Annotated in this window: 10 protein-coding genes; 8 read left to right on the top strand and 2 right to left on the bottom strand. The window is 73.4% G+C overall.

Going from position 1 to position 13714, the window contains the following annotated elements; genetic code table 11:
* Nucleotides 1-87 precede the first annotated feature (87 nt).
* The 4 genes from PUR56_RS40395 (at nt 88) to PUR56_RS40380 (ending at nt 6557) form a co-directional block, all read left to right on the top strand.
* Nucleotides 88-1083 (top strand): TauD/TfdA family dioxygenase, encoded by a 996-nt coding sequence (locus PUR56_RS40395; RefSeq protein WP_329952627.1) that lies wholly within the window; start codon nt 88-90, stop codon nt 1081-1083.
* Between the two features lie 407 nt (nt 1084-1490).
* On the top strand, nt 1491-3410 hold the full coding sequence (locus PUR56_RS40390) for an ABC transporter ATP-binding protein (protein ID WP_329952626.1): 1920 nt from the start codon (nt 1491-1493) through the stop codon (nt 3408-3410).
* Entirely contained in the window at nt 3403-5193 is a 1791-nt protein-coding gene (locus tag PUR56_RS40385) for an ABC transporter ATP-binding protein (RefSeq protein ID WP_329884330.1), read from the top strand. The genes PUR56_RS40390 and PUR56_RS40385 overlap by 8 nt, the downstream gene beginning before the upstream one ends.
* A complete protein-coding gene (locus PUR56_RS40380; RefSeq protein ID WP_329952625.1) occupies nt 5190-6557 on the top strand; it encodes a helix-turn-helix domain-containing protein in 1368 nt (455 codons plus the stop codon). The genes PUR56_RS40385 and PUR56_RS40380 overlap by 4 nt, the downstream gene beginning before the upstream one ends.
* Before the next feature lie 118 nt (nt 6558-6675).
* Here the strand turns inward: PUR56_RS40380 and PUR56_RS40375 are convergent, their stop codons facing one another.
* Together PUR56_RS40375 and PUR56_RS40370 are read right to left on the bottom strand one after the other, a co-directional pair.
* The gene (locus PUR56_RS40375) at nt 6676-7599 is read right to left on the bottom strand and encodes an aminoacyl--tRNA ligase-related protein (protein ID WP_329952624.1); all 924 of its coding nucleotides are present in this window, start codon (nt 7597-7599) and stop codon (nt 6676-6678) included.
* Between the two features lie 155 nt (nt 7600-7754).
* Complete coding sequence (locus PUR56_RS40370; RefSeq protein WP_329952623.1) at nt 7755-9443, bottom strand: condensation domain-containing protein; 1689 nt, start codon at nt 9441-9443, stop codon at nt 7755-7757.
* A 247-nt stretch (nt 9444-9690) separates the two neighbouring features.
* On the opposite strand from PUR56_RS40370, the gene sbnA reads away from it, so the two are divergent.
* The 4 genes from sbnA (at nt 9691) to PUR56_RS40350 (ending at nt 13714) form a co-directional block, all read left to right on the top strand.
* Entirely contained in the window at nt 9691-10662 is a 972-nt protein-coding gene (sbnA, locus tag PUR56_RS40365) for a 2,3-diaminopropionate biosynthesis protein SbnA (RefSeq protein ID WP_329884325.1), read from the top strand.
* Nucleotides 10663-10665: 3 nt separating this feature from the next.
* A complete protein-coding gene (sbnB, locus tag PUR56_RS40360) occupies nt 10666-11715 on the top strand; it encodes a 2,3-diaminopropionate biosynthesis protein SbnB (protein ID WP_329952622.1) in 1050 nt (349 codons plus the stop codon).
* A 41-nt stretch (nt 11716-11756) separates the two neighbouring features.
* On the top strand, nt 11757-12704 hold the full coding sequence (locus tag PUR56_RS40355; protein ID WP_329952621.1) for an ornithine carbamoyltransferase: 948 nt from the start codon (nt 11757-11759) through the stop codon (nt 12702-12704).
* 68 nt (nt 12705-12772) lie between these two features.
* On the top strand, nt 12773-13714 hold the full coding sequence (locus PUR56_RS40350) for a 3-oxoacyl-[acyl-carrier-protein] synthase III C-terminal domain-containing protein (protein ID WP_329884319.1): 942 nt from the start codon (nt 12773-12775) through the stop codon (nt 13712-13714).

The following is a 13714-nucleotide window of genomic DNA, read 5'->3' as shown; positions in this document are numbered from 1 at the left end:
GCACGGCGATTGTGTATTCCGCGGCGACTCTCATCCGAGAGGACAGGCCCCGGTCGCCTCAAGGGTATTCCGACGAGGAGAACCAGCGTGACCTCAACCATGGCGAGCACCAATACCGACCATCGCGGAGACACCTCCGTACTCGAACTCACCGGCGGCGAGCGGGCCGAGCTGGAGTCGCTGGCCCGGCAGCTGGCGCGCACCGGCCCGGGGCTGGTGGACGATCCCGGCTGGCAGGCCACGGCCCGCGAGGAGAGCTGCCGGCTGCCCGGCCGGCTGAGCCGGGCGGTCCGGGCGTTCCGGCACGACGCCGGGAACGCCGGCACCCTGACGATCAGCAACCTCCCGATGCCGGCGGAGCCGCTGCCGCCCACCCCGACCGTGCCCGACTCCGTGGAGCGCCGGACCACCGTCCCGGCCGCCCTGGCCGTCCTGCTCGGCAGCGAGCTCGGGACGGTGATCGCCTACCGGGACGAGAAGTTCGGCGCGCTGGTCCAGAACGTCGTCCCGGTGCCGGCGCTCGCGGGCTCCCAGAGCAACGGCGGATCGGTGCAGCTGGAGTTCCACACGGAGAACGCCTTCCACCCCCACCGTCCCGACTACGTCGGGCTGTTGTGCCTGCGCCCGGCGCACGAGGACCAGGTCGGCACCCAGGTGGCCTCGATCCGGCGCGCCCTCCCGCTGCTGGACGAGGAGGCGCTGACCGTCCTGCGGGAGGCGCGCTTCATGACCGAGGCGCCACCGTCCTTCCACGCGGTGGGGCTCTCCAGCCCGCACCCGGTGCTCGGCGGCGCGCCCGAGGACCCGGACATCTGCGTCGACTTCCACGCCACCCGGGCCCTGGACGAGCGCGCCGAGAAGTCCCTGGCGCAGCTGCGCGAGGCCCTGGTCGAGGTGCGGTCCGACGTGGTGCTCCGCCCCGGTGACATGATCTTCGTCGACAACCGGCTGGTCGTCCACGGGCGGGTCGCGTTCTCACCCCGCTACGACGGCAACGACCGGTGGCTGCACCGCGTCTTCGTCCACCTGGACCACCGTCGCAGCCGCCGGCACCGCCCCGACAACGGGGCCGTGCTGACCTGACGGTTCCGCCGGGGCGGGGTCCCGGCCCGCCCCGGTCCCGGCGGGCCCGCCCCGACCACGGCGAATAGCCGTTCCATACCGGCCCCATACCGCCTCCGAATCAGGCGTCCCTAGGTTCGGTACCGCCGACGGACCACCGGTACCGCCCACCCGGGCGCACCCCGGCCGGACCCCCGGCCGGACCGCGGGCGGCACCGGGCGGTGCGGCGCCCCACCGGTCGCCCCGACGGCCTCCGGGGCGCCGCGCCGCCGCGTCCTCGCGACCCGTCGCAGCGGGGACCGCGGACCAGGCACCGCGTCCGGACCCCGTCCCCCGGCTCCGCCAGGCTCCCCACCTGTTCGACCCTCCTCAACCGGCTCCTCCGCCAGCCACGCGACCGTCGACAGACAGGAAGAGTGCTCACCCCATGGCCGTCCTGCGCATCCCCCTGAAACGAAGGCCCAGGCTCTCGCCGACCATCCACGGGATCTTCAACCTCCTGCGCCTGCTGCCCCGGGTCAACCGGGCCAAGGCCGTCCTGGGGGCGTTCGGCGTGCTGGTGTCCGCGGTGCTTCCGGTGGCGGTCGCCGTGGTGACCGGTCTGCTCATCGGCTCGATCGGCGCGACCCTCGACGCGGGGCTCTCCTCCCCCGCCGGGCACCACACGATCGTCCTGCTGGCCGTCTCCGGGGGGCTGGTGCTGGTCCAGCAGACCCTCGCGCCGCTGCTGACCGCGCTCGGCGAGACCCTCGGCCGCGAGGTCGACCGGGAACTCCAGCAGCGGGTCATGGCGGCCGTCGGCCGGCCGGAGGGGACGGCCCACCTGACCGACCCGCACGTCCTGGACACCCTGCGGGTCGTCCGGGGCCTCGGGATGGCCGAGACCGACCGGCCGAGCCAGGCGGTGGCCGCCCTCGCGGTGGTGCTGCCGGCGTGGCTGCGCGCCGTGACCGCGGCGATCACCCTGCTGGCCTTCCAGTGGTGGGTGGGTCTGATGTGGCTGGCGGCCTGGCCGCTGGTCGTGCACTTCATGCAGCGCGAGTACTTCCGGGTCGGCCGCGTCGGCTTCGGCCGCAGCGCCCTGCTGCGCCAGGCCGAGTACCTGCGGGACCTGGTGCTCACCCGGCCCGCCGCCAAGGAGGTCCGGCTGTGGGGCCTGCTGGACTGGCTCCTCGAACGCTTCGCCCGGTCCTGGCAGGAGGCGACCGAGCCGGTCTGGCGGGAACGCAAGCCGCGGCCGCGCGTGGTGCTCGGCGCCACCGGGACGATCGCGCTCGTCAACCTGGTCTCGTACGGCGTGCTGGCCTGGGCGGCCGTGCACCACGACATCGGCCTCGGCAGCGTCGCCGTCTTCACCCAGGCGCTGGCGCTGGCCAACAACTACACGGCGTTCGACGACAACAACGCCTACCTCTCGTTCGCCGGCGCCGCCGTCCCCCAGGTCCTGGGTCTGGACGAGCGGCTCTCCGCTTCCTCCGGCGCGGCGCAGCCGCGGCACGCCGAGCTCCCCGCCGCCTTCCCCGCCGACCGGATCAGCTTCGCCGGGGTCCGGTTCCGCTACCCCGGGACGGACCGCGAGGCGCTGCGCGGCGTCGACCTCGACATCGCCGCCGGCCGTTCGCTGGCCATCGTGGGCGACAACGGCGCCGGGAAGAGCTCGCTGGTCAAGCTGCTCTGCGGCCTGCACACGCCGACCGGGGGCACCATCCGGGTCGACGGCCACGATCTGGCGGAACTCGACACGGCGCTCTGGCGCAGCCGGATCGGCGTGCTGTTCCAGGACTACGCCCGCTACCACCTGACGGCGGCGGAGAACATCGGCATGGGCGCGCCGCGGTTCGCCGGCGACCGGGACCGGCTGCGCGAGGCGGCGGACCGCGCGGGCGCGCTCGCCCTGATCGAGGGGCTCCCGAACGGCTGGGACACCGTGCTGTCGCCCGAGTACACCGGCGGCACCGACCTCTCCGGCGGGCAGTGGCAGCGGATCGCCCTGGCCCGGGCCATGTTCGCGGTGGACGCCGGTGCCCGCGTGCTGATCCTGGACGAGCCGACCGCGGCGCTGGACGTCCGGGCCGAGGCGGAGATCTACGAGCGGTTCCTCGAACTCACCGCCGGACTGACCACGATCCTGATCTCGCACCGCTTCTCCACCGTCCGGTGCGCGGAGCGGATCATCGTCCTCGACGACGGCGTCGTCGCCGAGGACGGCACCCACGACGAACTCCTGGCCCGGCGCGGGCGCTACGCGGCGATGTTCGACATCCAGGCGGCCCGCTTCGCCGACCCGGAACAGGGCGGGGAAGCCGGCATCGAGCTCCGGACCGCAGCGGAGGCGGGACATGCGTAAGTCATTCCAGGCGTTCCGGGAGCTGATGCGGATCGGCTTCGGCGCGGCCCCGTGGCACGCGGCGATGCAGTTCCTCACCGGCATCGTCTTCGAGATCTCCGTCCCGATCGGCGGCCTCGGCGCCAAGATGATCGTGGACGCGGCGGTCTCCGAGGACCTGCGGCTGGGACTCGGCGCGGCCGTGATGCTCGGCATCACCGTCGCCGCGGCGCTGACCTCGGTCTTCTACTACGTGCACTGCCTCTTCACCGTCCAGGAGCGGGCGACGGCCGTCGCCAGCCGGCGGCTGATGCGGCTGATCGGCGGGGCCGAGGGCCTGGCCCACTACGAGTACCCCGAGTACCTGGACCAGGTGCAGCGGATCCGGGAGCAGCAGTTCCAGCTGTCCGGCATGGTGAACGCCACCGCCGGCGTGCTGCGGGTCGGGGCCACCCTGACGGTCACCGCGATCCTGCTGGCCGGGGTGGACCCGCTGCTGCTCTGCCTCCCGGTGCTCACCGTGGTGTCGTTCTGGCTCGGCAAGCGGAGCCGCGACCTGACCGTCCGGGCGCAGGAGGCGACCAGCGAGCGGGAGCGGCTGCGCGCCCACCTGTTCGAGCTGGGCACCTCCACGAACGCGGCGGGCGAACTGCGGGTCTACGGCCTGACGGACCTGCTGGGCACGCGCCACCACCGGACCTCGGGGGCCGTCGTCGGCGAGCGCAACCGGGCCAGCTGGAAGGGCGCCGGCCTGCAGTCGCTGGACGCGCTGATCTCCGCCGCCGGGTACGTCGGCGCCATCTCGCTCGCCCTGGTGCTGGCCGTCCGCGGCCACGCCACGGCCGGTGACGTGGTGCTGGTGCTCGGCCTGGCCGCGCAACTGAGCGCCACCGTCGGCACGGCGGTGCGGTACGGCACCTACTTCCTCGTGGTGATCCGGGTCGGCCAGCGCCTGGTCTGGCTGCAGGACTACGTGGCGGGCGAGCGGCGCGCGCCCGCCGAGCCCGCCCGGCTGCCGGCCACCCTGAGCCGCGGCATCGAGCTGCAGGACGTCGGCTTCGCGTACCCGGGTTCCGAGGAGGGCCGCGGTGTCCTCGACGGGGTCAGCCTTCGGCTGCCGCCGGGCGCGGTGGTCGCCGTGGTCGGGGACAACGGCGCGGGCAAGACCACGCTGATCAAGCTGCTCTGCGGCTTCTACCGGCCCGGCTCCGGGCGGATCCTGGTCGACGGCGTGGACCTCGCCGACTGTGACACCGCCGAGTGGCGGGCCAGGTGCTCGGCCGCCTTCCAGGACTACGCCAAGCTGGAGTTCCCCGTCCTGGAGACGGTGGGCATCGGCGACCTGCCCCGGATCGAGGACCGGCGGGCCGTCGGCGCGGCCCTGGAACGGGCGGACGCCACCGGCGTCGTCGAGGGGCTGCCGGAGGGCCTGGACACCCGGCTCGGCACCCGCTGGGACGGCGGCACGGAGCTGTCCGGCGGCCAGTGGCAGCGGCTCGCGCTGGCCCGCGGACTGATGCGGACCGAACCGCTGATCGCCGTCTTCGACGAGCCGACCGCCGCGCTGGACGCACACACCGAGAACGCGCTGTTCGAACGCTTCGCCGCCGCCGCACGGGCCGGCCGGGAGCGAAGCACCGTCACCCTCCTGGTCTCCCACCGGTTCTCGACCGTGGGCATGGCCGACCTGATCATCGTGCTCGACGGCGGAAAGGTCAGGGAACAGGGCAGCCACCGGGAGCTGATGGACCGGGGCGGGCTCTACGCCGAGCTCTTCGAACTTCAATCCCGGGGGTACCGATGACACTCGAATACACCCACGAACGCACGCTGCTGGGCGGCCCGCTCCCGGGGTGGGACTCCCGGCTGATCGCGGCGCTGAGGATCCAGCGCGGCTGGACCCAGGAGGAGCTCGCGGAGTACTCCGGCCTGAGCGTGCGCACCATCAGGAACCTGGAGCTCGGCCGGGTGCAGAACCCTCGCCGCTCCTCGGTCGACCTGCTGGTGAACGCGCTCGGCGTGGCCGACGAGCAGCGGCCGAGCCCCGAGAGCCACGACCACGCGCGGTGGCAGGGCCTGCCGGGGCCGGACCCGGCCCCGGTCGTCGGCAGCCCCGCCGTCCAGCAGCAGCTCGCGAACACCGTCCGGGCCAACCGGCTGACCACGTTCCTGGGACCGGGCGGGGTCGGCAAGACCCGGATGGCGCTGAGCGTGGCCGCCCAGGTCAGCCACTTCTTCCGGGACGGCGTGGAGGTCGTGGAGCTCGGCGACATCAGGGCCGAGCGCCCCGGGGAGGAACAGACCGCCGAGGTCCTGCACCGGGTGCGGAGGCAGCTGAGCCGGGGGCGTCCGGCGGGCCGGGCCGGCGCCCCCGGCGGCCACGGCAGCGGCGGCGGCACGGGAAGCGGCGGCGGGCCCGGATCCGGGCCCGCCGCCGCGGCCGGGATCGAGGCCGAGACCAACGTGCTCCTCGTCCTGGACAACGCCGAGCACATCCCGGCCGGCGTCATGGCGGCCACCCGGGAGCTCCAGGCCACCCGCCCCGGCGTGCACATCCTCATCACGACGCGCCGGCGGCTCACCGAACGGCTGGGCGCCAACCGGGACATCCAGCCGCTGCCGCTGGAGCAGGCGCCCGGCGAGCCGCTCTCCGCGGCGCCGGCCGTCGAGCTGTTCCTGCGGCACGTCGGCACGGAGTCCCGGGCCGCCGCCGAGCTGGAGAAGGACCTGCCGCTCATCGCCGAGCTCTGCCGGCGGCTCGGCGGCCTGCCGCGCTACATCGAGTTCGCCGCCGAGTGCCTGCGCGCCGTCCCGGTCCGCCTGATGCTCTCGTACGGGCCCACGCCGGAGATGCTCTGGTCCAACGACCACGCGCTGCTGCGCCACCAGCGGTCGGTGACCGACTCCATCCGGTGGAGCATCGACCTGCTCAGCGACGACCACCGGGTCCTGCTGGAGCGGATCGCCGCCCTGCCCGCACGGCGGTTCGTCCTCGACGAGGTCACCGCCGAGTACGACCGGCTGGGCCGGGGCACGTCACCGAACCCGCTCACCCTGGTCTCGGACCTGCTGGACACCTCGCTGCTGCTGCCCGAGCCGGCCCACCACTACCACTACCGGCTGGCCCCGTTCGTCGCCGAGGTCCTGCAGCGCGGCGGCCGGGCCTGAGCTCCCCCCGGGCCCGCCGGTTCCTCCGGGGCCCGGCTCCACGAGGCCCGCGACCTGCACCGGGGCCCGGTGGTCCGGCGGTACGCCGCCCGACCACCGGGCCCCTTCCGGTGCCGGCTCAGCCGAAGTCGGGCCAGTCGTCGAGGTTGTCGCCGTGCGCGTGGATCAGCGCGGAGAGGGTCCGTTCGAGGCCGAAGGCCATGCAGGAGCTGTGCGCCGGCCCCTCCCCCGCGAAGTCGATCGCGAACCGCTCGCCCAGGTGCTCCTTGTGGCAGTTGGCGGAGGCGATCGCGGTGCCCGGGTCACCGTCGCGGACCGGCGCGTGGAACTCGTACTTGAGGTTCTGCTGGAGCTGGCTGGAGCGCATGAACCGGTCTCCGGGGCCGAAGAACGGGTCGCTGGCGACCTCGACGGCGACCTTCAGGCCGAGCCGGGCGAACAGCGCCTCGCAGCGGGCGATCCAGGCGTCCCGCCACTCCCACGCCTCGTCCTGGCCGGCGACCACGACGAACTCGCGCATCCGGAAGGCCCGGAAGCGGCCGTACTCGCTGGTCGCCTCGTGGCGGTAGCAGTGGCCGACCGCGTCGAAGAAGCGGGCCTCCTCGATGGTGCCGTCCGCGATCTGCGGATAGACGCTGTAGCAGACGGCCGGCGCCAGCACGACGTCCGTCTCCGCCCGCGATCCGGACGCCCGGTCGGCGGCCCGACCCTCCTCGGACGCCCCGCCGACCCGCAGGGCGTGCACGGTGCCGAGCAGTTGCGGGAAGGACTCGGCGTACTCGGCGCGGTCGATGTTCGCGCGGGGGACGACCGGCGGGTACCAGGCCGGGCCCGACGAGGCCGAGGGGTCGACCGCGGTCAGCTCCGTCTGGAGCCGGGTCAGTACCGACTCGAACTTCGCGGTGAAGCCCAGCAGTCCGGGTACCCCGGTGGGCAGCACCCAGCCGGCCGCGGTCAGCTGCTCCAGCCGGTCCGGCGCGCCGCCGTCGGGGCCCTCGGTGCCGGGTGCGCCGAGCCCGTGCCCGGCGGTCGTGGTTGCCATCGTGAGAGTCACGCTCCTTTGGGAATGCGCGGGGTGCGCGGAATGCGCGGGGTGCACCGGGTGCGCGCGGTGCGCGGGGTGCGCCGTGCGGCGGGGTCGTGCCCGGTGGTGCGGTGACGTGCGGTGACGTGCAGGGTCGTGGGGCGCCGAGGCGCCTACCAGCCGGCCTTTCCGGCGATCACCTCGTAGGCGCGGTCCAGGCCGGCCATCAGCTCGGGGATCTCGTTCACGTGGAGGGCGACGTCGAAGGCCTTCTCCAGCTCGACGGTGTACTCGACGGCGAGCAGGGAGTCGACTCCCAGGTCGGCCTCGAAGGAGTCGGCCGCCTCGACCGCCTCGGGCGCCACGGAGAACACCGCGACCGCGACGTCACGGATCCGCGCGATGCGCTCGGCACGTGCGGTGCCGCTGCTCGTGCTCTTCATCGTTCCACTCTCGCTTCCGGGGATCGGTGGCCGCCGCCGGTCCTCCGGCAGCCCGCGCAGATCGCGCAGGGCGGCGGGAAGGGTGCCGGCGACGGCCGAGCGCAGCAGGGCCAGGTAGTCCGCGGCCAGCTGCCTGGCGGTGTGCTCGGTGAACAGGGAGGTGTTGTACTTGAGCTTCGCCTGCACGGTCGCGGCCCGCCGGGTCACCTGGAGGGTCAGCTCGAACTGGCCGTGCTGCTGCGGCAGGTAGTACTCCGCGACGCGGAGCCCGGCGTGCTCCACGTACCGGCCCGGTTCGAGCGCGGCCGCGATGGGGTCCGCCTCGGCGGGCTCGTTGAGGACGAACAGCACCGGGACCAGCCCGGGCCGGCCGGGGTCGCGCGGCAGGTCCACGATCCGGGGCAGCAGCGCGAACGGGTAGTCGCGGTGCATCAGGCCCCGCCACAGTCCGGCGGCGGTACCGCGCAGGACGGCGTCGAAGGAGTCGTCGGGGTCGAGCCGCGCCCGGAGCGGCAGGGTGTTGACGAAGTAGCCGATCGCCTCGCGCCCGTCCTCGCCCCTGCGCTGGGTCACCGGGTAGCCGAGGAGGAAGTCGGTCTGCCCGCCGAACCGGTAGAGCAGGACCTCGAAGACCGAGACCAGGAAGGCGAAGGTGGTCACGTTGCGCGCGGCCACCGCCTCGCCCAGGCCGGCCACCAGGTCGGGCGGCAGGGCGAGATCGGTCTCCGCGCCCTCGGACCGGTAGACGGCGGGCCTCGGCAGGTCGGCGGGCAGCGCGGTGTGCCGCGCCACGCCGTCGAGTTCGCGCTGCCAGTACTGCCGGGCCCGGTCCGCCCGCGGGGACTCCAGGTACGCGCGCTGCTGCCGCGCGAACTCCTCGAACACGGCTCCGTCGTCCGGGGCGGTGTGTTCGGCACCCGCCGCGAGCGCCGCGTACCGCGAGAGGACCTCGCGGCAGATCAGCAACTGGGAGACGTTGTCCGCGACGATGTGGTGGGCCACGGCGATCAGCACGTCCGGGCCGCCGCGGGGGCGCAGCAGGGCGACGCGGACCGGCGGCTCCCGGTCGAGGCGGAACGGTCGGCGCGTCAACTCCATTGCGTGGTGACGCAGTTCCTCCGGGCCGAGGTCGAGTTCGTGCACCTCCAGGAGGGTGTCCGCCCGCGCGGCCGCTCCCCCGTGGCGGCGGATCCGGCCGACCGCGTCGGAGCGGAACACCGAGTCGAGCAGCCGGTGGCCGGAGACCGTCGCGCGGACGGCCGACTCCAGCACCGCGACGTCCACCGGGAAGTCCAGGCTCAGGGCCGCGGTGACGTTGTAGGCGGCGCAGTCCGGTTCGAGATTCTGTATCAGCCAGAGTGCCTCCTGACCGAGGGTCAGCTCACCGCCGGACGCGAGCGTGGAATTCCTCCGAATCATGGCTCAAGTACGGCACGGGCCCGTGGCATGCGACAAGGAATCGGAACGGCAACTTTCCTGCCTGTCGGAAGCTGCCGGGCAGTTGCCTGTCCCCCCGTGGGGGCGACTCCTACGCTTTGGTCGTGCTGCCCGTGGTGATCGGGCTGCCCGCAGATTCGGGAAAACGGGCGACAGGCGAATTCACGGACCGGCCTTGAATTATCCGATTGGGGGTTGACGAGCATTGATCTATGAAAACGCGTACGAGATGATCCAGGACAATGTCTTCCTGCATCTCGGCGGCGCGGCCAAGAATATCGATCTCTATCTGAAGATAGAGGGTCTCAATCCCGCCGGGTCGATCAAGCTGAAGACCGCGCTGAGCATGGTCGAGGACGCCGAGCGGCGCGGGGTCGTCCGCGCCGGGTGCAGTCTCATCGAGTCCTCCTCCGGCAGCCTCGGCATCGCGCTCGCGATGGTGTCCGCCGCCAAGGGGTACCGCTTCCTCTGCGTCACCGACCCCAACACCCCGGCGCTGAGCACCGAGATCATCCGGGCCCTCGGATCCGAGGTGGTCGAGGTGAACCGGCCGGACGCCGGCGGCGGCTACCTGGGCGGCCGGATCGCCTACATCCACGAACGGCTGGCGGTGGACCCGGGGCTCGTCTGGCTCAACCAGTACGCGAACCCGGCGAACTGGGCCGTCCACGACCGGTGCACGGCCGCGGCGATCACCGCCGAGATCCCGGACATCGACTACCTGTTCGTCGGCACCGGCACCTCCGGCACGCTGATGGGCTGCATCCAGCACTTCCGCCGGCACTCGCCGGGCACCCGGATCATCGCGGTGGACGCGGTCGGCTCGGTCAACTTCGACAGCGTGCCGGCGCCGCGCCACATCCCCGGGATCGGGGCGAGCCGGCGGCCGGAGATCTTCCGCCCGGAGCTCGTCGACGACGTGGTCCTGGTCTCCGAGGCCGAGACCGTCCGGACCTGCCGCTGGCTGGCCCGGCGGTACGGGCTGTTCGGCGGCGGTTCGACCGGGTCGGTGGTGCGGGCCGTGCTGCGGCGGGCGCCCGGGCTTCCGGAGGGCTCCCGCGTGGTGGCCATCTCGCCGGACCTCGGCGAGCGCTACGCGCGCACCATCTACGACGACTCCTGGGTGGCCGACAAGTTCGGCCCGGACTGCCTCCATGATCCGGCGGACGACCTGTCCGAGCTGACGACGGTGAGGAACTGACCGATGTTCACCTTCCAGGTGATGGGCGGGAAGAGCATCCGCGCCATCATCGAGACGTCCCGACCCGAGATCTTCGCCCGGGTCCGGGAGACCTATCTGGCGCACCACCGCGGCGCGACGATCAACCCGAACAGCTACTTCCTGCGGTTCCCCGAGAAGCCCGACGCGCGGATCATCGCCCTGCCGGCGGCGCTGCGCGGGAGCGGCGGTCCGCAGGACGGACCGGGCGACGGCGCGGCAGGCCCGACCGACGGCGTGGCCGGCATCAAGTGGATCGGCAGCTTCCCCGGCAACGTCGCCCGCAACATCCCGCGGGCCTCGGCCGTCCTGCTGCTCAACGACCTGGAGACCGGCTACCCCTTCGCGTGCCTGGAGGCGGCGCAGATCAGCGCGGCGCGCACCGCGGCCTCGGCCGTGCTCGGCGCCGAGCAGCTGCACGGCTCGCGCACCGCGGGCCGGCTCGCGGTCGTCGGCGCGGGCGTCATCTCCCGCAACATCCTGGAGTTCTTCCACGCGCTCGGCTGGTCCTTCGACCGGGTCGCGGTCCACGACCGGGTCGAGGAGTACGCGCGGAAGTCCGCCGGCCACGCCGAGGCGCTCGGCTACCGGGCCTCCGCGCACACCACCCTGGCCGAGGCCGTGGACGGCGCCGACGTGGTGGTCCTGGCGACGACCGCCGCCGCCCCGTACATCGTGGAGCCGGGCGCCCTGGCCCCCGGCCAGACCGTGCTCAACATCTCGCTGCGCGACATCGGCCCCGAGCTGGTCGCCGCCTCGCACAACGTCCTCGACGACGTCGAGCACTGCCTCAACGCCGGGACCTCGCCGCACCTGGCGGTGGAGAAGTTCGGGCACCGCGACTTCATCGACGGCACGATCGCCCAGCTCGTCCTCGGCGAGCTGCCGCTCGGCCGGGACAGGCCGCGGATCTTCTCGCCGTTCGGACTCGGCGCGCTCGACCTCGCGGTCGGCCACGAGGTGCTGCGGATCGGCCGGGAGGACGGACGGGTCCAGGACGTGCCGGACTTCTTCGCCGAGGTCGAACGATGGTGAGCGACGGCCGCCCTGCGGCCCGGACGGAGGACGGCCCGACCATGACGAAGCGCACCGGCAGGCACCTGATCTCACTCGACGACCTGTCCGACGCGGACCTGCGGGCGGTCGTCGACCGCGGCGCGCAGTTGTCCCGCCGGGCGGCGGCCGGGGAGGGCGTGGGGAACACCGCGCTCGCCGGCGACGTCGTCGGCGTCTACTTCCGCAAGACCTCGACCCGCACCCGCACCGCGTTCTCGGCCGGCGCGCTGCGGCTCGGCGCGGGGCTGGTCACCTACGGCCCGGACGACCTCCAGCTCAACACCGGGGAGACCACCGAGGACACCGGCCGGGTGATGTCCCGGATGCTGGACGTCCTGGTGGCCCGCACCGCCGGCGACCCCGCCGAGATGCGCGCCTGGGCGTCCCAGCGCCGGATGTCGGTCGTCAACGCGATGAGCGCCGAGGAGCACCCGACCCAGGGGCTGACCGACCTGACCACGCTCGCCGTGCGGTTCGGCGCGGTGGACGGGCTGAGCGTGCTGTACGTCGGCGAGGGGAACAACTCGGCCGCGGCGCTCGCCCTGGGGCTGAGCCGCTACCGGGGCGTGCGGCTGGAGCTGCGCACCCCGCCCGGCTACGGCCTGTCCGGCGCCGTGCTCGAACGCGCCCGGGAGCTGGCCGCCGGGCACGGGTCCACGGTGACCGAGCGGCACGACCTCGACGACGGCCCCGCCGACTTCGACGCGGTGTACACCACGCGCTGGCAGACCACCGGGACCAGCAAACCCGACCCGGACTGGCGGCAGGTGTTCGCGCCCTTCCGGGTGACGGCGGAGCTGATGGCCCGTTCGCCGAAGGCCGTGTTCCTGCACGACCTGCCCGCCCACCGCGGCGAGGAGGTCACCGCCGAGGTGCTGGACGGCCCGGTGAGCATCGCCTTCGACCAGGCCGAGAACAAGCTCCACAGCGCCATGGCCGTCCTGGAGTGGTGCCGTGACGCCGGCTGAGACCCGTCGGGCGGCGGCCGGCCGGGGCACCCGGACGCCGGGGACCGGAGCGTGGGGAGGGGGACGCCGTGCTGTACCTGCGTAAGGTCGTCCCCTTCATCCCCGAGCACAGCACCGCCGTCGCGGACCTGCGCGCGTCGCTGGAGGTCTCCGAGGCGGAGATCCGGCTGCTCACCAGGTTCCTGGGGCTGGAGCGGATCGTCACCGCCGAGGGCCTGTCGACCCTCGACATGCTGCTCACGATCGGCCAGGAGGTCCTGGCCGGCGAGGACCGCTCGCTGGTCCGGCACCTGGTCCACGCGCACACCGTCCAGCACGTCGCCCCGCCCGGCCTCCGCTGGATGGACGTGCTGCGGGAGAAGCTCGACCTCGGCGGGGCGGGCGCGTTCTCGATGTCCCACCAGGGCTGTGCGATCTCCCTCGCCGCGCTGCCGGTCGTCGAGGCCCTGCTCGCGGCCGAGCCGGCCGGGAGCACCGCGCTGGTCCTGCTCGGCGAGAAGGGCCTCTCCCCCGTGATGCAGCACATCCCGGGGACGTCCGTCCTCGGGGACGCCACCGCCGGGGTGCTGGCCGCGCTGGACGGGCCGGGGGACGCGGTCCTGAGCGTGGCGCACCGCACCCTCGGCGAGTTCCACCAGGCCGGGAACATGGACGAGGAACTCCAGCGCCGCTACCGCCTGGCGTACACGCCCACCCTGGCCGAGATCATGCAGGAGGCGGTGCACGCCGCCGGTCTCGGACTCGACGACATCGACCTCGTCCTGCCGCACAACGTCAACCGGTACTCGTGGAGCACGACGGCGCGGATCCTGGACCTCCCGCTGGAGCGGATCTACCTGGAGAACGTCCCGCGGACCGGCCACTGCTTCTGTGCGGACCCCTTCATGAACCTCTCGACGGCGCGCGCCGAGAACGCGGTGCGGCCGGGCGAGACCGTGCTCATGGTCTCCGCCGGCCAGGGCGGGACCTTCGCCGCCGCGGTCGTCGGGACCGCAGCCAGAGAGGAGTGA

Source organism: Streptomyces sp. BE303 (assembly GCF_036290945.1).
In the GTDB taxonomy this organism is placed as follows: domain Bacteria; phylum Actinomycetota; class Actinomycetes; order Streptomycetales; family Streptomycetaceae; genus Kitasatospora.
This window is presented reverse-complemented; position numbering and strand designations above follow the sequence as displayed.